Genomic DNA, 23292 nt, shown 5'->3' on the forward strand with positions numbered 1-23292 from the left:
GTCAAGCCTATCCATCAAGGAAAGACCTAATTGAGACTCAACTAAAAAGACAATACACATGAAAAAGAATATAAGTATCAACATTGGCGGTATCATATTTCACATCGAGGAAGATGGATATGATAAACTGAAAAACTACCTAGATTCAGTCAATAAATACTTCTCATCTTTCGAAGACAGCAAAGAAATCATTGATGATATCGAAGGTAGAATTGCTGAAATATTCCTTTCCAAACTCGATGAAGGCAAGCAGATCATCACAAGCGTAGACGTGAAAGATTTGATTGCTACGATGGGTACCACAAAAGATTTTGAGGCGTCTATTGAAGTTGAGCCTGAAGAAAAAGCAGAAGAAACTGAAGCTGAGGAAAAAGAAGAGAAAGAAGAGCCTAAAGGCACACAGGAAAAAGCAAAACGCTTGTACAGAGATGCCAAGCGAAAAGTCATTGGTGGTGTAGCAGCAGGTATAGCAAACTACTTCGGAATTGATCCTATTTGGGTGAGATTACTAATGCTTGCATTCTTATTCAACATCTTTTTCTGGGGATTAAGTGGATTCATTCTTCTAACCTATATCATTCTATGGATAGCAGTTCCCGCCAGTGAAAAACTAGAAGATGATAAGGCAATCAAAAAGCTCTTCAGAAATACCGATGATCGTGTGCTTGGTGGTGTATCCGGTGGTATCGCTTCTTATTTTGGGACGGATCCTGTGGTAATAAGGGTGCTATTTGTCATCTCCATATTTCTGGGTGGTGCCGGCTTACTTGTTTACTTAATCCTCTGGATAATTACACCTGAAGCCAAGTCTATCACTGAAAAAATGCAAATGCAGGGAGAGCCTGTGACAATTTCTAACATCGAGGAGAATGTTAAGAAAAGCCTGAATGTAAAAGAAGGAGATGAAAATGTATTTGTGAAAATCCTTTTATTCCCTTTCCGACTGATCGCCATGATATTCAAGGCGCTTGGCGAAGTTTTGGGTCCACTTTTAAAGTTCGCCGTAGAGGCCTTGAGAATTGGTTTGGGTGTATTCCTTGTCTTCCTTGGTTTCGTCCTAATGATATGTTTCACTATTTCGCTTGCAGTTTTACTAGGTGTAGGAGGTGCTATGGAAACCTGGGTACAATTTGGAGATTTCCCGGCAAGGGAGCTATTCAGCTCAATGAGTACAATTGCTATTATCTCTTCCTATCTAACCTCAATGGTACCATCATTAGCTATACTCTTAGTTGGCCTAATGGTCATTCTGAAGAAGAAAGTAACAAATGCGTTGGTCGCCTGGAGTTTGTTTGGGTTGTGGCTCATCGGTATGATCGGTCTGGCTATCTCCGTACCTACCATTATTAGAGATTTTAGTGTAGAAAGCACTTTCAAAGAAGAGCGGACATTTACTGTAACTGAAGGAATAACAGAGCTGAAACTTAATGATCTGGATTGGGACACATATAATAGTGTAGATCTTAAGATTCGAGGACATGAAGATACAACAGCCTATCTGCTGGAAATGGAATTTGATGCAAGAGGATACTCAAGAACCAACGCCAAAGAAAATGGTGAGGCTGTTGATTATGTGGTGACGCAAGATGGAAATGTTTTTTATTTCGACTCTGAAATCACGTTTGGAGATGCTCCGTTTAGGTTTCAGGATGTGTCCGCTACCTTCTATGTTCCCTACGGCAAAGTATTCCGTATGGATTATGATTTAAGAGAAATACTCAGAAATACGCTTTGGATTCATGATTACGATTCGCGCGATTTGGGTGATAATGAATGGGTATTTGACGAATCAGGTCTAAAGTGTTTAACCTGTGATAACTCCAACAGGAGCTCGTACAATAGGGGATCATTTGGGTCAGATGCTGAAGAATATGCATTCCAGGATTTCAATGAGATATCACTCATTTCTTTGTTTGATTTTGACATTATTCGAGGCGATGAATATTCTGTGAGGCTTGAAGGAGTTGACGATGATTTGGATGATGTCTATTTAAGTCAAAGCGGGGATGAGCTGGAAATACGATATGGGAAAGATACAGACTGGTGGAAAAACCGGAAAAGAAAAGATAAAATCAAGGTATTTATTACAATGCCAAATCTTGAGTATTTAAAAGCAACTGGTGCCTGTACCGGAGAGGTGCGGGATTTCTCAGAATCTGAAATGACATTTGACATTGAAGGTGCATCAGAAGTTTGGGCAGATGTAAATGCTGCATATTTTCAAGTGGATCTCAGCGGAGCTTCCGAACTCATCTTGGTGGGAAGAGGGGATGATTTAAAAGCTGATTTAAATGGAGCGTCCGAATTGAATGCTTTCAGCTTTACAGTAGATGATGCAGATATTACGGCCTCCGGAGCTTCTACCGCCAAAGTGTATGTAAAAAATGAGTTGGAGGCTGATGCATCGGGAGCTAGCAAGATTCGCTACCGTGGAGACGCCAGAGTTTCATCAGAAAGCAACGGACTTAGCTCCATAAGAAAAGATTAAAAATATCTAAACTGGTCACGAGCCCATTGGCTCAGTCATTTAGGTTTTGGTATCCCTCGCTTTTGGTCGGGCGAGGGATTTTTTTATTGTGGATTTAACGAATAAGCCAGAGGCTTCCCACCAAACAATACTTTCGTTTTAGCCCAGGTATCTTCAAAAAATTCAGACTGCCGATATTTTTGTAGATCCTCTTCTCCTTGCCATTTGCTGAAAGTGTAATAAACGTGATCCAGTTTTGCATCCTTGCAAAGCTCCAGATGTGAACAACCGGGGAAGGCTTTAATCTTGTTTTCCACTTTTTCGAAGAGCTTCAAAAAATCCTTCACTTTTTCAGGTTTGAAATCCATCCGTACGATTCGTATGAGCATAATTATCCGTTTGCAAATTCAATGAGCACAGGCGAGTCAACCGACAGGCCTAATAACTCGGAAGCATTCCCTTTGTTAATTCCTATTTGAAGATTACCTGAAGAGTTGAATAATACAAAGCAATCTCCGGATTCAACCTCACTAAAATAGTTATGAAGATGCTGAAATTGCTCCCTGCCAAAGCGAATGGAATACCTCACTCCTGCCCCATTGATTTCCAGTATTTTCTCAAACTCCTCTTTATTGATATTGGTCATCAGGTTTCCATAATGATCCACCATAATCACATGTCCTGAAATCTCCCGCTTAGTCACTTTAAGCTGACGTGCATACAATTCCGTCATTCCTTCCACGATTGTACCTACATCCTTAAGCGTCTTACCATTGGCCAGCCTTAGTGCGGCTTTTGCTAAAACATCCTTAGCTGGAAAAGTAGATTCACCATTTTCAAGTTCTGCGATTTGATCTGGCTTTTTAGGTGAAATAAGGCTAAAAAGACCCGAATCAAAACCCAAAAAAACATGTCCGTCCATTTCAATGGCTAGTGTCCTTGACTTTTCTCGCATAGCATCCACAGCCACAATATGAACCGTTTTACCTGGAAAATCCTTGTATACATTACGAAGGACATTAGCAGCATGTGAGATATCAAATGGTCTGATATCATGTGTAATATCGGTAATGGTTTGAGAGGGTGATTCTGAGACAATAGCGGCCTTCACAGCAGCCACATAGTGGTCTGTTGTCCCAAAATCAGACATGAAGGTGATTATCGCCATTTGCAGGAATTCAGCTTACATTTGCTCTCACAAAGCTATATATTTTACTCACACAGTGAGTTTTTAAACCACTAGGTTTATCACAAAAAATCGCAATGAAATTTGGAAAAAATATTGTGTTCCATAAATGATTTACATTCGAAGGATTAACTGAAATATCGATTGCTGGAAAAAATAATTACACTTGAAAACGTTTCTCTGGTTGATTTCCTTGGAATTGAAAACCAGAACATCAAAACCATTGCTACGGCCTTCCCGGATAGCAAAATTGTGAGCCGTGGCAATGAAATAAGGATCAAAGGATCCGCGCCGCAAATCCTTAAAATCAACGAAATTTTAAACTCGCTTTTAGCTCACTACCATGAATATGGAAAAGTGACAGCAGAAAACGTAAAAGATTTTGTGGACAATGAAGAAAACACAATTGATGCCAATAAAGATTCAGCTGTTTTGGTTCACGGTACCAGAGGCTTTCGGATAGTACCAAAGACAGTAAATCAGAAAAAACTTGTTTCTGCAGTTGAGAAGAATGACTTAGTTTTTGCAATCGGTCCTGCAGGAACCGGTAAAACTTATATATCAGTAGCGTTAGCTGTACGGGCACTAAAAAACAAAGAAGTAAAGAAGATCATCATCACAAGACCAGCGGTAGAAGCCGGTGAGAATCTGGGGTTTCTGCCTGGAGATCTGAAGGAAAAGATCGATCCGTACCTTCGACCTATCTACGATGCACTCCGTGATATGATTCCATCAGAAAAGCTGAGGTACTATCAGGAAAATGGGGTAGTAGAAATTGCGCCACTTGCTTACATGCGTGGAAGAACATTAAATGACGCCTATGTGCTTTTGGATGAAGCTCAAAACACCACTCCCATGCAGATCAAAATGTTTTTGACACGGATGGGGCCACAATCCAAGGTGATCATTACCGGTGATGTATCGCAAATTGACCTTCCTAAAAAGCAAACTTCGGGATTGATTGAAACCATGAAAGTACTCAAAGAAGTAAACGGTATTGGGTTTGTCCAGCTCGACGATCGTGATGTGGTGCGTCATAAACTCGTAAAAGCAATCATAAAAGCATATAATCAATATGACCTACAGGGTGACTCTGGTAACAACCGATGAGCTAAAAAAGAAAGCTTTTGAAATTCGTGAAGAAGTTTTTGTAGTTGAACAGCAGGTATCACGAGAAGAAGAGTTCGATGAATTTGAAGATGAATCATACCACTTTGTAGCGCTAGATGAAAACGATGATCCAATTGGTTCAGCACGCTGGAGATATACAGAAAAGGGGATTAAACTTGAACGATTTACCGCTAAGAAAGAGTGGCGAGGAAAGGGACTTGGCACTTCCATTGTACAATCAGTGATAGATCATATTTCCCAAAATGCAGACAAAGGCACTTTCTTATATCTACATGCACAACTAACTGCCGTCCCGCTTTATTTAAAATTTGGATTTCAAACCAAAGGCGACCAGTTTGATGAGTGCGGGATCATGCATTATTTGATGTGGAGGGAGTTGTAGAGCAGAATTCTTCCATCTTTTAGACTTCCGAAGTTTTAGAACTTCGGAAGTCTGTACATGACGAGAGTTATAAATTGTACTGTCATGGTAACAGAACTGGAATACAACATACTTACAAATAATTCTTCAATAGCGTTAGTTGCATTTTAAAGAAAACCTAAACATCTTTATCATGCATCGGCATGTATTTTTGGAATTCATATCCCTTTGTGCGACTTACGATCGCACTCATTTTAGGCATTTTTAGCTTCGATCACTTCTCCAGTTTATGGACTAAGTCGATAATAACATTGTGTTTGGGCTTTCTTAGTTATTCGATACTGGTAATTCTCTCTCATAAGTTTGGCTTTTATAAACTGAGACTCCTAAACGGAACGCTAGCTATTTCTATCATCTTTTTTATAGGCGGATGCTTTACTAAGTTCATCTACCATAATCACACAACCTCTCATTACACCAATCTTAATGCTGATATTCTTGGCTTTTCAGGCACAATTGCTAGTCCGGTCAATGAAAGAACCAACCACTATCGCTTCGATTTTGAGCTTGATCAGGTTATTACAAAATCTGATTCCATTCACCTAACCGAAGGTATTATCCATTTATACGTTAGAAAAGATAGTTCAGGCAATTCACTTAAATATGGAGATCAACTCAACATTTATGGTGGATTCTACCCCGTTCCAGGACCTGATAATCCAGATGAGTTTAACTACCAACTTTACCTAAAAAGACAAAATATTTACAGCCACGCTTTTGTTAAAACGAGTGATATTAAGGTCAACGGTAATTACCCGCAAAATCGATTTTTAAGTTGGGCATATTCGCTTCGTGAGGTAGCCGCACAAACAATAGATAAAAACATACAAAACCCGCGTGAAAATGGGATCGCAAAAGCTCTGCTTATTGGCATCAAGGATTATTTGGATAATGATGTGAAGCAAGCATATTCATCCGCTGGAGCAATGCACGTACTTGCAGTTTCTGGTCTGCACGTAGGGATCATTTTTCTGATCATAAAGCTCTTCCTTGGTCGACTTAGAGCATACGGAAAATGGGGAAAGTATGCCTTTGGATTCATAAGTGTTTTCATTATTTGGCTATATGCGACTGTAACCGGATTAAGCCCTTCTGTACTAAGAGCAGCAACAATGTTTTCACTAGTAGCCATTAGTCAGGCCTCTGTGAGAGAGGGGAATATTTATAACACTTTAGGATTTGCTGCATTTATATTGTTGATTTTTGATCCATACCTGATCTATTCTGTAGGATTTCAACTATCGTTTGCGGCAGTTATTGGGATTGTATACCTACAACCAAAGTTGTATCGACTCTTGGACTTCCGTTTATGGCTTACTGATAAAGCTTGGGCAATTACTTGTGTTTCAATTGCCGCTCAATTAGCCACGTTTCCACTTTCAGTATATTATTTCCACCAGTTCCCAACATATTTCCTCGCTTCAAATTTAATCGTGATACCAGCTGCATTTATCATGTTGGTGGGAGGAATGAGCATGCTCATAATTGAACCAATTTATGAGTCACTAAGTACAGTTATTGGTCAGCTTCTGGGTCACTTTATGTGGCTAATCAACGAGATGATTAGTTATGTTGATATACTTCCAAACAGTCTCATTGAATGGATTTATATAGATCAAATGGGGCTTTTGCTTACGTACTCTATAGTTTTTACCCTCATTGCCGGATTCCACTATCGATCCTTTAAGACAATTTTTGTTTCCGCATCACTAGCTATCACTTTCATTGGATGGACCTTCTTTTCCAATCTTGCCCAATCAAAAAGGCAAGAGCTAGTGTTCTATGAAATATCAAATAAACTGGCCATAGACCATATAGACGGACATCAGGCACGGTTATATCTTGATGAATTCAAAAACGAAGAATTAGAATTACTTTCATTCCAAATTAATCCACACAGGTTGTCCTCTCATTTACAACCCATCGCCGAGTCTTTTTCAGTTTTGGATTCAACTGGCTTCAAAGAAATTAATGAAATAAAAGCAGGAATGATTGCCGGAAAACGATTTCTCATACTTGATTCCACGACCTTTCATGTTGACTTCAAAAAGATAATCGAAACGGATTTTATTGTGATTAACAATCAGGCTATTAAAAGTTTAAAATGGCTCAAAGAGCATTTTTCCTTCGAAACAGTCATAATCAGCAACAGAAATTCTAATTATTATTCTCGTAAAATGAAAGATCAGGCTACCAGCCTTGACATAAAGATTCATTCCTTGAAAGCGGATGGTTCATTAAAAATCGACTTGAAAAAGGATATAAAAAAAGAGCGGACAATTCAGTCCGCTCTGTTCACCACCAATCCCGACTAGCATCGGGAAAAAACTTACTACCGCCTAGTAGTATCACAAATGTATATACTTAATGTTTTACACCAAAGCACTTTTTTGAAAAAGTAATGATTAAATGTCCCATTTAACGATACACCCTGCAAATGTCAGTCCACCGCCAAACCCTATCATCAGTATTGTGTCCCCTTTTTTAATACCTCCGTTGGTCATAGACTTTTTTATCGCCAATGGGATAGAAGCAGAAGAAGTATTTCCAAACTCTGTTACACTTTCAGGTATCTTTTCCATTGGATAGTTCAGGCTCTTGGCAATTGCCTCAATAATGCGAAGATTAGCACTGTGTGGCACTATGTAATCAATATCATCAATTGTCAATCCGGCTTTGTTTACCAATTCATGAATTTTTTTAGGAATATTTCCCACTGCCCATTTAAAAACAGATCGTCCATTTTGGACAATTTTTCCATGTGGATTAATTCCTACTCCATTAATGCTGTTCTTTTTATGACTTAAATAGAGGTCATGGCCAAAATCCCCATTTGTACCTGAATTAAAGGCGATAAATTGCTCCTTATCGCCAGGTTCAACTAGGGCAGCTCCGGCAGCATCTCCAAATAGAATACAGGAAGTTCTGTCTTCAATATCCATGATCTTGGAAAGTGTTTCTGCCCCAATCACCAACACTTTTTTGTACACTCCGCTGTTCACAAATCCGTGAGCCACCTGCAACCCATATACAAACCCTGCACATGCGGCATATATGTCGTTACACCCACAATTTTCGATACCTAACTTATATTGTACCCTTGAAGCAGAATTGGGCATAGGCTGATCCGGTGATGTAGTACAAACTACAATAAAGTCCACATCAGAAACATCCTTACCACTTACTTCCATAAGGTTCTGAACAGCTTTTACAGCCAGATCACTGGTATACTCACCTTCTTTTGCAAAACGGCGCGTCTTTATCCCGGTACGGGAAATGATCCATTCATCATTAGTGTCAATGAATTCTTCGAAATAATGATTGTCTACAATTTTTTCAGGCACATATGTACCGAATGCTGTGATTTGTGACATAATAAGTATTGGGAGTTTTTGGTTTGAAAAAGATTTTCTTTGGGCACAGTTATCTACTTCCAAAGCAAGTTGAATCAGGAAGGTCTTAAATCCAAAGAACTACTTGTTTTCTTTCATCAACTTTTCTATCTCTTGAAGTTCGTCTCGTAACCTGGCGGCTTCCATAAAGTCAAGATCTTTGGCAGCTTTCTCCATTTTCTTTCTCGTTTCTGAAGCAAGCTTGCTCAATTGATCTTTAGACATGTAGGCAACAACCGGATCTGCAGCCAAAGTATGCTCTTCCTCCATATAATATTTTTTAGCGCCTTTCTTCTTGTCCGCCACTCCTGTTTGACGTAAAATTTCCTCCTTGTTCTTTTTCAATGAAAGCGGTGTAATACCATGCTTCTCATTGTATTCCATTTGGATACTTCTCCTTCTATTGGTTTCATCAATGGCAAGTTTCATAGAACCGGTTACCTTATCTGCATACATGATGACTTTACCACGGTCGTTTCGAGCCGCCCTACCAATCGTTTGAACCAGTGATCGTTCATTTCTCAGGAAACCTTCCTTATCAGCATCCAGAACGGCCACTAACGAAACTTCCGGAAGGTCAAGCCCCTCCCTAAGCAGGTTTACTCCAACAAGTACATCAAAAACACCAAGACGAAGTTCCCGCAGTATCTCCACCCTATCGAGTGTGTCCACCTCTGAGTGGATATATCTGGTTTTAACTCCGGCATTCAGCAAGTATTTGGTCAGCTCTTCTGCCATCCGTTTCGTCAATGTGGTAACCAGCACCCGATCTTCCATTTCAATGCGTTGCTGAATTTCATCCATCAAATCATCTATTTGATTCTGACTTGGGCGAACATCTATCACAGGATCTAATAAGCCAGTGGGTCGAATCAGTTGCTCAATGATAACCCCTTCTGATTTTCGAAGCTCATAATCAGCTGGCGTAGCGCTTACAAAAACAACCTGATTGAGCATATCCTCAAACTCGTTGAAGGTCAATGGCCGGTTGTCCATCGCGGAAGGCAATCGAAAGCCATAATCGACCAGATTTACCTTCCTAGCCCTATCTCCACCCCACATCCCTCGCACTTGCGGCACGGTTACATGACTTTCGTCAATGATCATTAGGAAATCATCAGGAAAATAATCCAACAAACAGAATGGTCTGCTACCCGGGGATCGACGGTCGAAGTATCTGGAATAGTTTTCTACTCCAGAGCAATATCCGATCTCCCGGATCATTTCCAGATCAAATTCAGTTCGTTCTTTCAAGCGCTTGGCCTCTAAAAACCTTCGCTCATCTTCAAAAAATTGCACCTGCTCCACCATGTCATCCTGGATTTCCCTGACCGCCACCTGGAGCTGATCCTTGCCAGTAACAAAAAGGTTAGCTGGAAAAATAGTAACAATGCGTTCGTCTGATTCTTTTTCTCCTGTAACAGGGTCAATACGTTGAATTGACTCAATTTCATCTCCCCAGAAAATAAATCGATAAGCAAAATCGGCATAAGCTACAAAGACATCTACTGTATCCCCTTTCACTCTGAAAGTCCCCCGTTTGAATTCGGCCTCTGTCCTGCTGTACAGAATATCCACCAGGTCAAAAAGGAATTTATTCCTGGGAATGCTGTCTCCTTCCTGAAGCCTAATGACATTTTTTCCAAATTCCTCAGGATTCCCTATACCATAAATGCATGAAACAGACGCTACCACTATGACATCCCTGCGCCCAGAGAGTAATGCTGAAGTAGCACTTAACCGCAGTTTTTCAATTTCGTCATTAATTGAAAGATCCTTCTCAATGTAAACATTGCTGGTCGGGATGTACGCTTCCGGTTGATAGTAGTCATAGTAGGATATGAAATATTCCACAGCATTGTCTGGAAAGAATCGCTTAAACTCTCCGTACAATTGAGCTGCAAGTGTCTTATTGTGACTAAGTACCAGCGTCGGCTTTTGCACTTGTTCCACCACATTAGCCATTGTAAATGTTTTGCCCGATCCAGTAACGCCAAGAAGGGTTTGAGAAGCCTCCCCATTGTTTATGCCCTCCACAAGCTGACGGATGGCTTCCGGTTGATCGCCTGTTGGGCTGTATTCAGAAGTTAGTTTAAAATCCATGCAATTATTAGCTATTCCAGATATCCCAGGATCTTTCTGCCTGAAGCTCCAACATCTCCAGTCCGTTTTTAGTTTTTGCACCCTGCTCCTTGCCTAGTTTCATAAAGACAGTCTCTTCAGGATTATAGACCAAGTCATACAAATAGCTGCCATTGGATATTTTCTTATATGGAATTTCAGGCTTGGTTTCATTATTCGGAAACATTCCGAGTGGAGTGGTATTGACTATTAAATTAAATCGCTTAATAATATCCGGGTTGCTTTTAAGCTGTTCATAGGTGTAGTCACCTCCTTTTATATTGCGACTCACCTGATTATATGGGATATTTAAATCAGTTAGCCCTGCCTGAACTGCTTTAGAAGCACCTCCTGAGCCTAAAACCAACGCTTCTCCTTTGAAATCACCAATCCATTTCTTTAAGGATTCCCGAAAGGCCATATAATCTGTATTGAATCCGATCAGCTTACCACTTTTTTTCTGAATTACGTTTGCAGCGCCAACTTTTATCGCACTTGCATCCTGCTTGTCCAAATATTTCAATACTTTTTCCTTGTGAGGTACAGTCACATTTACCCCTGCAAGATCACCATGCTTCAACCAAAGAGCGGGAAATTCATTTAGATATTCCATCTCAAATAGCTCATAGGAATGATCCTTCAGTTTAAGTTTTTTAAACTTTTTCTTAAAAAATTCCTGAGAGTAGCTATGCCCAACAGGGTATCCGATCAAACCGTATTTTTTCATTGGAAAATAAAGTTACCGCGAAAAGATGAAGCAAAAAGGAAAGGTTCAACTATTCTGCCACTCTTCCAAAACGCTCAAGAATGATGACTAATACACCACCTACAACATAAAAAATAGATGCCAGCACGAATTCATTCGGTTCACCAGTCATCTCCTCAAACTGCGAGGGTAAAACATTATTAAATGACACTTCAGAAGATGTCTTCCATGGCCATATTTTATTAAGCGATCCAAGCATAAACCCTGCTAAAGTAGCCATGGTTATAGCCTTATACTTTTGAAGCAGCCAATGGATCAATTTTGAAAAAGATAAGAGTCCGGTAGCGCATCCTAAGCCAAAGATTATGATGATTTTGAAATCGAATTCTTTAACTGAATTTAAAATGAACTCGTATTTCGCCAGTAGAATCAGAATAAATGATCCGGAAATTCCTGGTAAAATCATGGCACAAATTGCAATAGCCCCTGAAATGAATATAAACCAGAGCTGTTCTGAGGTTTCCAATGGAGTCAATGATGTGACGATATATGCGCTTGCAGCTCCGATTATTACAAATAAGAATGAGGTGAAGCTGGTCTTTTTAGGCATCACATAAAATGCTGAGACCAATATCAGTCCAAAGAAAAAAGACCATAATGGTATTGGATGATTTTCAAGAAAAAAGGTGATGAGTTGAGATAGGGAGAAAATGCTTAGCAGAATTCCACCAAATACGTGTAGTAGAAACAAACCATTTACATGCTGCCATAAATCTTTTATCCTGAGCTTCAGCAACAATTTCAAAGCCTGACCATCGATGGACTTGATTGAATTGATCAACTCCTCGTAAATGCCTGTAATTAAGGCAATTGTACCTCCAGAAACCCCGGGGATCAGATCTGCACAACCCATAGCTGCACCTTTAAAGAAGAGTTTATAATTGATCATTGAATAGCTGAATAATTTTTGAAGTGGCAAATATTAATAAAAATATTTTGGGGGAATGGGTATTAATTCATTCCTTAATGAAAAACACAAAAAATCACCTAATGAAACCCTTAATCACACTTTTAGTAATCGCCTTTGCTTCACAATCAGTTGCGCAACAAATAGACACTGACTATGCTAAAAATAAAAAGAAAGCGATCAAGTTTGAATTCTTTTCACCTTTGACCGGGAATTCTACAATTGGTTATGAAAGCTACATAAAGGATTGGCTTTCATGGGAAGCTAAAGTCGGATTCATTGGTTTAAACATAGGAACTGCCTCAGATATCAATCAATCCGGCTTCCTAATAAAAGGCGGACCCAAGTTTAAATTAAATCCTGATTTTGTAACAGACGATCTAAAAAGCGCTCATCTTTTAAGCGGAAAATATATTCGCCCGGAAATTGTTTTTTCACAATACACTGAAGATTTTAAAGGTTACAACGGAAGTCTTGAACTGCAGAGGCAAAGTTTCACCTCGTTTGCATTTCTGATAACATACGGCCATCAATATGTCCTCGCCAATATTATGACATTGGACTATCATTTTGGTTTAGGCTATGGCTATTCTTCCGCAAAAGATGGAAAATACAACTATAGTCACAGCTCTGGAGACTCAAGTTTTCCCATTGCTGTCTCAGCTGGCTTTACTATTGGTGTGCTTTTGAAGTGATTTAAAGGAAAAAACTGAACGTATCCCCCCTTAGTCCTAATCTTATGGTTTCTAGTGGGATTACTTCATTTGGAGCAATATTTCCAAGGTTCACATTTGGCCCGCTGAGCTTGATAAACCAAACTTGCTGCGCTTTTTGAGGTGCCTCCCACAGGATTTTTTCTGATGGGATTTTGGTTAAAATCTCTTCCACAAGTCCCTGTCTTACTTCACCTGAATCCCGGAAAAGGCCTACATTACCACTCTCACGAGCCTCGCCAATGACCTTCCAGGCACCAGCTTCCAGTTCAGTTGACATCTGCTCAATCCATTTATATGGAGGGATGATTTTAGCGGCATCTTTCGACCCAACCTCACTCAATACCGTCACTTGTTTTGCCAGCGTACTTATATATTCACATTTTAAGTCATGATTCATTTCTAAAGACCCATCAGAAACTTCCGCGTACTCCAGACCAAATTCATCAAGAATCTTTTGATAGTCAGCAAACTGATCACGTACGACAAATGCCTCAAATAAGGTACCTCCAAAATAACATGGAATCCCGGCAGATTTATAAAGGGCAATTTTTTCATTGAGTTTGGGATAAACATATGATGTGGCCCAGCCAAACTTGACAATATCTATGTACTCGCCACTGGATTCTATCATGTCCTCAACCTCTCTCAAGCTGAGTCCCTTATCCATAACCATTGTATAGCCTTCTGTTCTTGGCTTATTCGTTCGCTCTGGTATGTTATTAAGATGGTAATTCATGTAGGTTATTTGGTGCTTATTTCAAAAGAAGCCCCAAAAATCACAAATTATCTTTAGACGGTCAAAGTTTATTTGTTATCCTGACGAAACTGATCAATAATTCTGTATAGAGCCTTTTGAGTTGGTAGATTAGGGAAGAAATCAAAAAGAACTTCATGACCTTCAAAATCCAGGATTAGAGCCGTCTCTAATCTATTGATTGCGTTCTTATAACTGCCTGAGCCTATTAAGTAAACTACTCCTCTGTAATACATTTCAGCATTGTCCGGACACTCGTCCAATCCATTTTCCAGAATAGAGATGGCTTGGTCATAATCTCCTTGTTCATAATACACCATTGACCAATCAAGCCAGATTTTAGGATCTTCCGAACTCATCTCGCTTGCCTCGCGATAAGCATCCAATGCCGAAACCATATTTCCGGTTTTATACTCTGCATCGGCTACAGCCTTCCAGTAATGGGCATTTTCAGCATCTAGTTTAAGTGCTTTGTTCAAAAAATGAATTGCCTCATACCATTTATCCTGAAGCGCAAGACATACCCCAACCCCATACCAGGCTTCATGGTACATCTGATCCAATTTGGTAGCCTTTTGATAGTATTTGATAGCTAGCTCGTGTTGCTGTAACTTTTCATATGCAGCCCCAATATGGCAGTAAGTTTCAGGTGAAGCCCCTTCCTGATCATATGTTTTTAGGTATGACGCCAGTGCCCTGTCATATTTTCCTAGGTTCATCAAGGCATTGCCCATATTAAACCAGGCACTACTAAAGTCCTCATCAATGGCAGTTGCATATTCATATGCGTCAACCGCCTCATCAAAGCGAGCAAGTTTGTTGTAGACAATTCCCAAGTTGTACCATGCATATTCTGAATATGGATCCTGATCAATAAACTTTTGATAGTAGGAAAGACTGCTTTCCAGTTCACCTGAAACATCAAGACAATAAGCCAACTCATAAAGTGCATTTTCATTGAGCATGTTAATCTCAATTGCTAGCTTATATTGTTCAGCAGCCTCATTATATTTCCCGAGCCCCTGATAGGCCATTCCAATGCTGAAATAAACCTCATCTTTCTCATCCACATTCAAAAGGGCATTTCCATAGGTTTCAATTGCCTCTTCAAATTCTGATAACAAACAATGAATCGCTCCTTTCTGAAGTAATAATTCAGGGTCGTTTGGTTGGATATTAAGTGTCTCTTCCAGGAGTTCTATCGCCTCGTCAGCCTTTTCCATCTTCACCAGAACATCAGATTTTTCAATGGTAATATCTATTGAGTAGGGGAATTGCTCCAATGCAATATTTGATGCCTTTAATGCTTTACTCAATTTATCATGTACACTATAGTAGCAAATGATCTGAATCATCGTTTCTTCATCGAAGAAATGGTTCTCCCTGTTTTTAAGAAATGCTTCAAACTTTCTTATCAACTCTCTCTCTTCCTTACGTTTATGTTCTTCAGCCATGCCAAAAGTTTATTTTCCGGTGGTAAATGATAGGAGGAATTTAGACGAAAATGTGTTTAAATCCCTCGTGGGAGGGCTTAAAAAGTTTTCCACACCCTCATAAAAGTTCTTTATTTTTTAATCGATTCTGATTGATACATTTTTGAACTTCCTTTGATTTCATCCCTTTTTTTAGAAATTCCAAATGGGTTTCCCGATGTAAGTCAGAGCCTAAAAAATCAACCATTTCTTTTTGAAGCAATCGCCTGCCTATTTCTTGTGGCATTGCCCCATAATACCCGCCAATCGATCCTAAAGTAACCTGAAACAGCACCCCCATACTTTTAAGTTCCTCCAGCCAGTCTATTCTTCCTTCTAAAAATTGGTAACGCTCCGGGTGAGCCAAAACGGGTCTATAACCCTTAGATTGTAAATCAAACATTACAGATTCAAAAAAAACTGGCTTATTTACAAAAGAAGACTCTACCAACACATATCGATCACCAAACGATAAGATAGGTTCATCGCTGGACAATTTTGCATAAAAAACTTCATCTACATAGTACTCCGCAGCAGCCTCAATCTCAACGTCCATTTTTTTTCGTTTTATTTCTACCTGCAATTCTTTGAGCCCCGACATTATAATTTCAGTAGTATTTGGGTAGCGTGGATGTATATGAGGTGTGGTAATCAGCTTTTTAAACCCTATGGATATCAGCTCATTGATCATTCCAATGCTTTGTTCCAATGATTGTGATCCATCATCAATATTGGGTATCAAATGAGAATGGATATCAACCAAAAGTGGATTTATACTCTTTTTCCCAAAGAGCTTCATTAGAATAGATTTTTTATACTTGAGGCTACCCTTTTTGTTTTTGATTCATCTTCGGTATAGTAGCCATACCCGTAACCATAGCCATAACCATAACCTGGCGTTGAGTCAATTGAATTGAGAATGGTGGTCATGTTAGGAAACTGGCCAGTTCCTTTCAAATCATTGATCACCTTAATAAAACTTCTCTTCGAGTAATCAGCACGGACTATGTATAACTGAATATCACAATATTTCATAACCAATCTACCGTCTGTAACTAAACCAACAGGTGGTGTATCAAGAATTACCACATCGTATATTTTTCGAAGACCTTCCAACATATCATTAAATTCTGACTGTAGCAGAAGCTCAGAAGGATTTGGTGGTGTCGGGCCTGCACCAACAAAATGTAAATCTTTGATAGGCGTCTCCTGGATGCTACTTTTTAGTTTGCTTTTTCCTGACAAGATTGTGCTAACTCCATCTTTGCTACTCACTCCACCAAATGCAAGGTGTACTTTGGGTTTTCTCATGTCAATATCAACCACACACACTTTCTGTCCTGTCATGGCTATTATAGCACCAAGGTTTGCAGCAACGAAGGTTTTTCCTTCCCCTGAAATAGTAGAAGTAACGCTTATTGTTTTTGAACCTGCTGAAGAATGGATAAAATCCATGTTGGTTCTGATCGTTCTCAATGCCTCGCTTAATGAGCTTTTAGAGTCTTTCTTAACAACCAAAGAAGTATGACTAAGCGATTCCTTTTTATAATGAGGGATGGCACCAAGAACAGGGACCTTTACCAGCCTTTCCAGCTCCCTTACCCCAGCGACTTTGTTATGAGCGAGGTACCTAATCAATAGATAAACTACACTTATAACTAGTCCAATCATAAGCCCTGCTCCTATTATTAGTACCTTTTGAGGTTTAACAGGAATAGAAGGAAGCGATGCAGGCGAGAGAACTACATTTTTTGTTACTGTTCCAGCTCGGGTTATCTCAAGCTCCATTTTAGAAGTTTGGAGGGATAACATAAACTCTTCTTGCAATTCATAAAAGCGACGGTTTTTACCATACTCAGTACCCATAGATGGCATTTGCGTCAAGTTGTTTTCAAGGATATTTCTTCTTCTATCGACTTGTGCCATTCGATCCTCCAAGGTCTCTTCATACGTTTCAAGAAGATCGACCAGCAGATTTTTTGATTTATCAAGCTTGGTATCAATTTGTTCTATGATGTAGGATGTCTCGTTGTAAGAGGCAAGCTTCAACTCTCTCTCCTGCTGTAGTTTTGAATATTCTGTGATTGATTCTGTTAATGATTTAGGTAATTGTTCCATTAAAAAAGGATTGACAGCAATAGCACCCTTTGCATTGACCTGCTTGTGTATGAGATTGAAGTCATTCATGCTCTTTTTCAAAAAATATCGCTGAGAGTCCAGAAGGGCAAGCTGCTCAATGGTTCTGTTGAGGTCTTCTCCTAGATTTGTAGTTCTATTTTCAATGGTGAATTCTTCAAAGTAATCCTCGTATTCTGAAAGCTTCTTTTCAGTGCTCTCAATCTGACTATTCAGGAATTGAATTTTCTGTTCAATCGCAACATTTTTAACCTCCCTGGTATAATCTAAATAAAGAGAGTCTATCAAGTCTACCAGGTCCCTGGCCTTATACTTATTATGATCTGAGTATGAAACTTTAATTGTTTTAGCATTAAAATTTTCAGGTATCACATTTAAGTTTTCTTGTAATGTAGAGATCAGCGCATCTCTACTTGAGATTATAAAAAAGTACCTATTGTCATCTGAGGAATCAAAGTTTTCAGTCCGTTCAATCAACAGGTTAAATCCATCAGTTTGTATTTCGTCACCGAAATTGTACGTCTGAGATGTTTCTTCTCCTCCTTTTATAAATGTGAGCTTAAAAGAATCTTCAGCTCCAAATTCAATATCGAATGGCCTGTTGAAATAGATGGGGTCATGGATTTTATAAGAAACCCTAAACGGTGAATTTTTATATCGCTCGTCCGTCAGGTATCGACCATATACATGATATGAAACATCCATCTTGGCAGACTCGGCTACTCTTGAAAGAAACAATCTGGATTTTATCAATTCAATCTCTCCGGAGATTTCATTTCTCTCTTGGGTGTTTACAACTTCTACCAAGCCTAGCACGTTGGCCTCACTTTCAAACTCAAGTTTGATGATTGATTCAGAATTGTAAACCGGCTTAGTGTACCTGACATACACATATGCAAGAGAAGTGGTCAAAATAACAAAACCAACTAACCAGAATTTGCTTCTTTTAAGAACATACCAAAACCTCTCCAGGTCAAACGACTCAAAGAAGTCTTTTTCTGCCTCCATACTTTTATGTGATGGTAAATTGTTTTCCATTTACAGATTCTGAACGACTACAATTAACGTTAGGACACTGGAAACCAAACTAAGGGCAGGTGAAACATCCCTGAGTGTCTCAAGCCAAGGTCTTCTCCATGGTTCTACATATATGATGTCTCCGGGAGCTACCAACATATTTGTTTGCTTCATGCCGCTAATAGTAGCCAGGTTTATGCGGTACACATCTTTGCCCCTTATCAATTTAATATTTTGCGCCTTTGCGCCCATATCCAAACCTTCTGATGATGCAAGTACTTCTACAATACTTGTATTTTCATTTGGCAATGGGACCACTCTCCCTCCGGGAGCACCTAGCACAAACACTCTTCGATTCGTAATTCTAAGTTTGACAAATGATCCTTTATATACTTTATCAAACCTTTCGGCAATAGCAATCTCAGCTTCAAAAAGTGTCATTCCGGCAAGGTTAACATCACCAATCATTGGAAAAGTAGCTTTTCCATCTACCTGAATAATATATTGAAACCGATCCCTAAATTGCTGTTGCTGTTGTCCGGGGTTGGCCATCAATTCCTGGTTGGGGTCTATCAACCTCTCACCTTCATTTGTGAAAACATCCAGCAAAAGCGCATCATTTGGCTTAAGGATATAGTTACTTTCAATTTGATCAGTTACGGTCGATAAATCACTTTCAGTAAATTCATCATCAAGACGAAACATAATATCCTGTTTGTAAGCTTTGCAGCTACTTAAAACAGCGATTAAAACAATTAATACTAAACGGTTCACAGATAAGTGTTTATATGTCGTAAAAATAGAAGAAATATTCTATGCTCACCCGATGATTCGACGTATTGTCTGTTCATACATATCAATGACGATATTTTCATCAAATGACTCTTCAACCAATTTACGAGAGTTAGCTGCAAGTTGCTTTCTTTCCTGCTTATTTAAGGAAAGAAATAATCTGATTTTATCAATCAAGCTCTTCGAGTTTTGGACTTCAAAAAGAAATCCATTGTACCCGTCCCTCACGACTTCCTTACATCCGGGAACATTGGAAGCTAACAAGGGACGCCCCATGGCGGCTCCCTCGAGCAATGTTCGCGAGGTTCCTTCACGATAAGACGGCAAGACCAGCGCATCCGATTTTGCTATCAGATCGACAATTTCATCAGAATGCTCTTTATAGTCAATTATTCCTTCCTCTATCCAATGGTTCAGTTCGCTTTGAGGTATGGATCGTGAATGATCTGGATCAAATTTCCCAATCAATGTAAATTTTACATTTTTTTCTTCTTTGAAATGAGAGGCAGCCTCAGCAAATTCCCTAACGCCTTTTTCAATGATTACTCTTGAAACCATCAGAAATTCTATTGATTCATTATCCGGAATAGTTGTAGGTAAAAATTTCTTCAAATCGATCCCTGAACCCGGTAATATCCCAATACGCTCTTCTGAGATATTTACTTGGTTAGTGAAAAGCTCCCTATCATCCTGATTTTGAAAAAATACATAAGTCGCAGATCGAAAAGCCACTTTATATAGCCTCAGTGCAATCTTCCCTATCAACCCCTCCACCAAAAAAACAGTACCCAAGCCACTCACATTGCATATCACTGGCACCCCAGTGAATTTACCTGCTAAAGATGAATATATATTGGCCTTGATCGTGTACGATAGGGCTATTTCAGGCTTTTCGGATTTGAATATTTTTTGAAGCTTGAGAAAATATGACATATCTCTCATCGGATTTGCTCCCGTTCCTTGAAGTGGGATATCAATCCACTTGACTCCCCATTCCACAATTTTCTCTGCGTATTCATCCCAGGGTGCTAGTACAATAACCTTATCACCTTTTGAAAGAAAGTGGTGAACGAGACCTTTACGAAAATTGTAGATATTCCAGCAAGTATTGGCAACAAAAGCGATCTTCACTGTGTAAACTCTTTGAGTAGCAAACTTTTGTAAGCTATGCTTAATTAGCAAACTTTGCGATAAATATGATAGAAACTGCAAAAAAGAACGATCGAGGGGTTCTCGTGGCTGTTGGCTCAAAATCTGAGTCTGACGACCGTATGGAAGAAATGATGGATGAGCTTGAATTTCTTTCTCAAACGCTTCAAATAGATATTTTGGGTAAAATCACCCAAAAACTAGAACATCCTGATCCAAAAACATTTGTAGGTAAAGGGAAGCTTGAGGAAATCAAAACCATATGTAGCATGGACAAGATTGACGTTGCGGTTTTTGATGACGACCTCTCTCCCTCACAACTTAGAAACCTGGAAAAAGAGCTGAAAGTAAAAATATACGATCGCAGTTTACTTATCCTTGATATTTTCCTGAAAAGGGCAAAAACCGCTCAGGCTAAAACACAGGTTGAACTTGCACGATACCAGTATTTACTTCCACGACTGACACGCATGTGGACTCACCTGGAAAGGCAAAGAGGAGGAACCGGTACACGTGGTGGTGCCGGTGAAAAAGAAATAGAAACAGATAGAAGGATGATTCGGGATCAGATAAACGTTCTGAAAAAGAAGCTAGAGAAAATAGAAAAGCAATCCAATACTCAGCGCAAATCCCGAAGTGGAATTGTAAGGGTTGCTTTGGTTGGATATACGAATGCGGGCAAGTCAACGCTCATGAAGGTCTTGAGTAAGGAGAAAGTTTATGCAAAAGACGAATTGTTTGCTACAGTAGATTCAACGGTTAGAAAAGTAGTTTTAAATAATATTCCTTTCTTGCTTTCTGACACAGTTGGATTTATCAGAAAGCTTCCACATTCACTGATTGAATCCTTCAAATCAACACTGGCTGAAGTAATGGAAGCTGATATTCTCTTACATGTTATTGATGCCTCGAACCCATCTCATGAAGATCACATGAGAGTAGTGGACGAAACTTTAGCTGAAATAGGGGCAGGAGACATCACCACCGTTAAGGTCTACAACAAAATAGATAAAGCTGATGATGTCATAACAACGAATGGTAATGGCACATCCATTCAAATAAGTGCTAAAAAAGGAACTGGCGTTTCGGATCTTAAGGAGTTGCTAACTGCAGAGGTTAGAAAAGTTCATATGAAAATTTATCCTAACTACATGCAGCAGGAGACATACTAAGCTGACAAAATGACCTATCCAAAAACGTTAGCCCGATATTCCACTATTTTGGAAAGGAATTTGATTTCCAGATTACTTAAAAAAAGGAGGTAATAATGGGAAAGTTAGCACTCGGTTTATCAATCATTTGCTTTGCTATTGCTATCCTCTTTCTATTTCTGATGAAGGCCGTCGGCCTGGTTAGATCAGATGAATTAATGCTGTTAAAGAGGATAGTAACCCAAGATAATAATCGGCGATTCAAAAAAGAAAGAGGGGGCGACACACGTTTAAGGTGATTGCCTTTCTCATAAGTTTATATTTTTGCTCTTCTTGGCGTTGTAGCTCAATGCCTGCCTGTCACAGACAGGGATAGATAGAAGTTATTATGGCCTCTTAGTTCAAGGGATAGAATAGGCGTTTCCTAAACGCTTGATCCAGGTTCGAGTCCTGGAGAGGCTACTAAAAATCTGGGGAAAATTTTCTAAACACATGATCCAATCGGGACGCTGGTGCGATTCGAGTCCTGATAACTATATCTGTCAACTCCCACAATTTTTCCCGTAATTAAAACAATTTTCTCATTTTGAGAATTGGCTTCAGTGACAGATCGAACAAACCGTGGCTTTCGGCTATAAAATCAAGGAGTTCATCTAGCTGATTCCCGTTGGCACAGGCTTAGCACTAGTCCCTTGTGAAAATTAATGTTGAACAAAAAAAATTATTCACAATGAAAAAGTTTAAAATAACATCGAAATTATTAGGGATTCTATTGCTTACAGGACTCTTCGCATGTGGCGATGGAAGTGCTGAAATTGAATCCAAAGGAAAAGTCAGGGTATCAGCAACTGATGCTGCAGTAGATGCCAGAAACGTAAACAGCGTAAACTTATCTGTTAGTGAAGTTAGAGCAACTGCAAATGGAGAATCTAGAACCGTTGCTACTTTTAGTTCGCCTAAAGAGTTTAACCTGATGGCTTATCAAAATGGTGAAACCTATTTTTTAGGTGAAGGTGATATTGAAGCTGGGTCATACTCAGATCTCCGATTCATTCTATCTGGCGCATCTGATTCATACGTAGAAATGAAAGATGGATCCAGAAAAGATTTGATCATTGAGAACGCAACGACAACAGGTTATCAAATAAGTGGAGCTTTTGATGTGGCTGCTAATAGCACTACAAACCTAGTGGCTGACATTGACTTGAGAAAAGCTATTGTAGCAGAAGCTAACAATACTTCTGAGGCTTCATTTAGACTTAGATCAAATGGCCGTGTAGTAGTAGAAGATCTATCCGGTGAGATCAAAGGAACCGTAGAAGGTGAAGCAAATTCTAGTCATCAACTAGTCGTATATGCTTATCAAAAAGGTACCTTTTCTGCTTCTGAAGAAGCTGAACCAGGTGAAGGAAGAACCAGATATGAAGGTTCTATAAACTCAGCAATTGTAGCTGAAGATGGGTCTTATACACTGGCATTTATGGAAGAAGGTGACTATGAAATAGTTGTTGCTTCCTACTCTAACATTGATGATGATGAAGACCTTGAATTTCAGGGAAGAGTTGAATCCGAACTTATGATTGACGGATCACTTTTTAACACGATAAGTGTTACTTCAAACTCAACAGTTACTGCTAACATTTTGTTGAAGTAATAATTTTGAACTTTAAGAGGGCACTTTGCCCTCTTTTTTTATGTTCACACAACTATCCAC

19 protein-coding genes and 1 tRNA gene are annotated in these 23292 nt (G+C 39.3%); 8 read left to right on the top strand and 12 right to left on the bottom strand.

The window, feature by feature from the left end; translation table 11 throughout:
* Positions 1-58: 58 nt before the first annotated feature.
* A complete protein-coding gene (locus RIC88_RS06855; RefSeq protein WP_350216778.1) occupies positions 59-2488 on the top strand; it encodes a PspC domain-containing protein in 2430 nt (809 codons plus the stop codon).
* 83 nt (positions 2489-2571) lie between these two features.
* Here RIC88_RS06855 and RIC88_RS06860 read toward each other — a convergent pair whose 3' ends face one another.
* The gene (locus RIC88_RS06860) at positions 2572-2856 is read right to left on the bottom strand and encodes a putative quinol monooxygenase (RefSeq protein WP_350216779.1); all 285 of its coding nucleotides are present in this window, start codon (positions 2854-2856) and stop codon (positions 2572-2574) included.
* A 2-nt stretch (positions 2857-2858) separates the two neighbouring features.
* The gene (locus RIC88_RS06865) at positions 2859-3635 is read right to left on the bottom strand and encodes an SAM hydrolase/SAM-dependent halogenase family protein (protein ID WP_350216780.1); all 777 of its coding nucleotides are present in this window, start codon (positions 3633-3635) and stop codon (positions 2859-2861) included.
* 162 nt (positions 3636-3797) lie between these two features.
* Here RIC88_RS06865 and RIC88_RS06870 point away from each other — a divergent pair, with 162 nt between their 5' ends.
* The 3 genes from RIC88_RS06870 (at position 3798) to RIC88_RS06880 (ending at position 7520) form a co-directional block, all read left to right on the top strand.
* Complete coding sequence (locus RIC88_RS06870) at positions 3798-4763, top strand: PhoH family protein (RefSeq protein WP_350216781.1); 966 nt, start codon at positions 3798-3800, stop codon at positions 4761-4763.
* Complete coding sequence (locus RIC88_RS06875) at positions 4741-5166, top strand: GNAT family N-acetyltransferase (protein ID WP_350216782.1); 426 nt, start codon at positions 4741-4743, stop codon at positions 5164-5166. Before RIC88_RS06870 ends, RIC88_RS06875 begins: the two co-directional genes overlap by 23 nt.
* A gap of 182 nt (positions 5167-5348) precedes the next feature.
* A complete protein-coding gene (locus RIC88_RS06880; RefSeq protein ID WP_350216783.1) occupies positions 5349-7520 on the top strand; it encodes a ComEC/Rec2 family competence protein in 2172 nt (723 codons plus the stop codon).
* Positions 7521-7610: 90 nt separating this feature from the next.
* Here the strand turns inward: RIC88_RS06880 and RIC88_RS06885 are convergent, their stop codons facing one another.
* From RIC88_RS06885 to RIC88_RS06900, 4 genes are all read right to left on the bottom strand, one after another.
* A complete protein-coding gene (locus tag RIC88_RS06885; RefSeq protein ID WP_350216784.1) occupies positions 7611-8579 on the bottom strand; it encodes a ketoacyl-ACP synthase III in 969 nt (322 codons plus the stop codon).
* A 99-nt stretch (positions 8580-8678) separates the two neighbouring features.
* On the bottom strand, positions 8679-10700 hold the full coding sequence (gene uvrB, locus RIC88_RS06890; RefSeq protein ID WP_350216785.1) for an excinuclease ABC subunit UvrB: 2022 nt from the start codon (positions 10698-10700) through the stop codon (positions 8679-8681).
* Between the two features lie 7 nt (positions 10701-10707).
* Complete coding sequence (locus RIC88_RS06895) at positions 10708-11445, bottom strand: shikimate dehydrogenase family protein (protein WP_350216786.1); 738 nt, start codon at positions 11443-11445, stop codon at positions 10708-10710.
* 49 nt (positions 11446-11494) lie between these two features.
* A complete protein-coding gene (locus RIC88_RS06900; RefSeq protein WP_350216787.1) occupies positions 11495-12373 on the bottom strand; it encodes a DUF368 domain-containing protein in 879 nt (292 codons plus the stop codon).
* A gap of 23 nt (positions 12374-12396) precedes the next feature.
* Here RIC88_RS06900 and RIC88_RS06905 point away from each other — a divergent pair, with 23 nt between their 5' ends.
* Complete coding sequence (locus RIC88_RS06905) at positions 12397-13086, top strand: hypothetical protein (RefSeq protein WP_350216788.1); 690 nt, start codon at positions 12397-12399, stop codon at positions 13084-13086.
* A 1-nt stretch (position 13087) separates the two neighbouring features.
* Here RIC88_RS06905 and RIC88_RS06910 read toward each other — a convergent pair whose 3' ends face one another.
* From RIC88_RS06910 to RIC88_RS06935, 6 genes are all read right to left on the bottom strand, one after another.
* On the bottom strand, positions 13088-13843 hold the full coding sequence (locus tag RIC88_RS06910; protein WP_350216789.1) for a phosphosulfolactate synthase: 756 nt from the start codon (positions 13841-13843) through the stop codon (positions 13088-13090).
* 68 nt (positions 13844-13911) lie between these two features.
* Positions 13912-15315: a tetratricopeptide repeat protein gene (locus RIC88_RS06915; protein ID WP_350216790.1), complete on the bottom strand. Its 1404-nt coding sequence runs from the start codon at positions 15313-15315 to the stop codon at positions 13912-13914.
* A gap of 97 nt (positions 15316-15412) precedes the next feature.
* Positions 15413-16132, bottom strand: coding sequence for a tyrosine-protein phosphatase (locus tag RIC88_RS06920; RefSeq protein ID WP_350216791.1), 720 nt, complete (start codon positions 16130-16132; stop codon positions 15413-15415).
* Positions 16132-18507, bottom strand: coding sequence for a GumC family protein (locus RIC88_RS06925; RefSeq protein WP_350216792.1), 2376 nt, complete (start codon positions 18505-18507; stop codon positions 16132-16134). Before RIC88_RS06925 ends, RIC88_RS06920 begins: the two co-directional genes overlap by 1 nt.
* Positions 18508-19260 carry a polysaccharide biosynthesis/export family protein gene (locus RIC88_RS06930; protein ID WP_350216793.1) on the bottom strand — a complete coding sequence of 251 codons (753 nt, stop codon included), beginning with the start codon at positions 19258-19260 and terminating at the stop codon, positions 18508-18510.
* Positions 19261-19305: 45 nt separating this feature from the next.
* Entirely contained in the window at positions 19306-20409 is a 1104-nt protein-coding gene (locus RIC88_RS06935; RefSeq protein ID WP_350216794.1) for a glycosyltransferase family 4 protein, read from the bottom strand.
* A gap of 65 nt (positions 20410-20474) precedes the next feature.
* Between RIC88_RS06935 and hflX the strand changes: the two genes are divergently transcribed.
* From hflX to RIC88_RS06950, 3 genes are all read left to right on the top strand, one after another.
* On the top strand, positions 20475-21599 hold the full coding sequence (hflX, locus tag RIC88_RS06940) for a GTPase HflX (RefSeq protein WP_350216795.1): 1125 nt from the start codon (positions 20475-20477) through the stop codon (positions 21597-21599).
* Positions 21600-21968: 369 nt separating this feature from the next.
* A tRNA-Arg gene (locus RIC88_RS06945) sits at positions 21969-22040 on the top strand.
* Positions 22041-22308: 268 nt separating this feature from the next.
* On the top strand, positions 22309-23232 hold the full coding sequence (locus RIC88_RS06950) for a DUF4382 domain-containing protein (protein ID WP_350216796.1): 924 nt from the start codon (positions 22309-22311) through the stop codon (positions 23230-23232).
* Positions 23233-23292 lie beyond the last annotated feature (60 nt).

Origin of the sequence: Ekhidna sp. (assembly GCF_040220215.1) — a bacterium.
Classification (GTDB): Bacteria; Bacteroidota; Bacteroidia; order Cytophagales; family Cyclobacteriaceae; genus Ekhidna.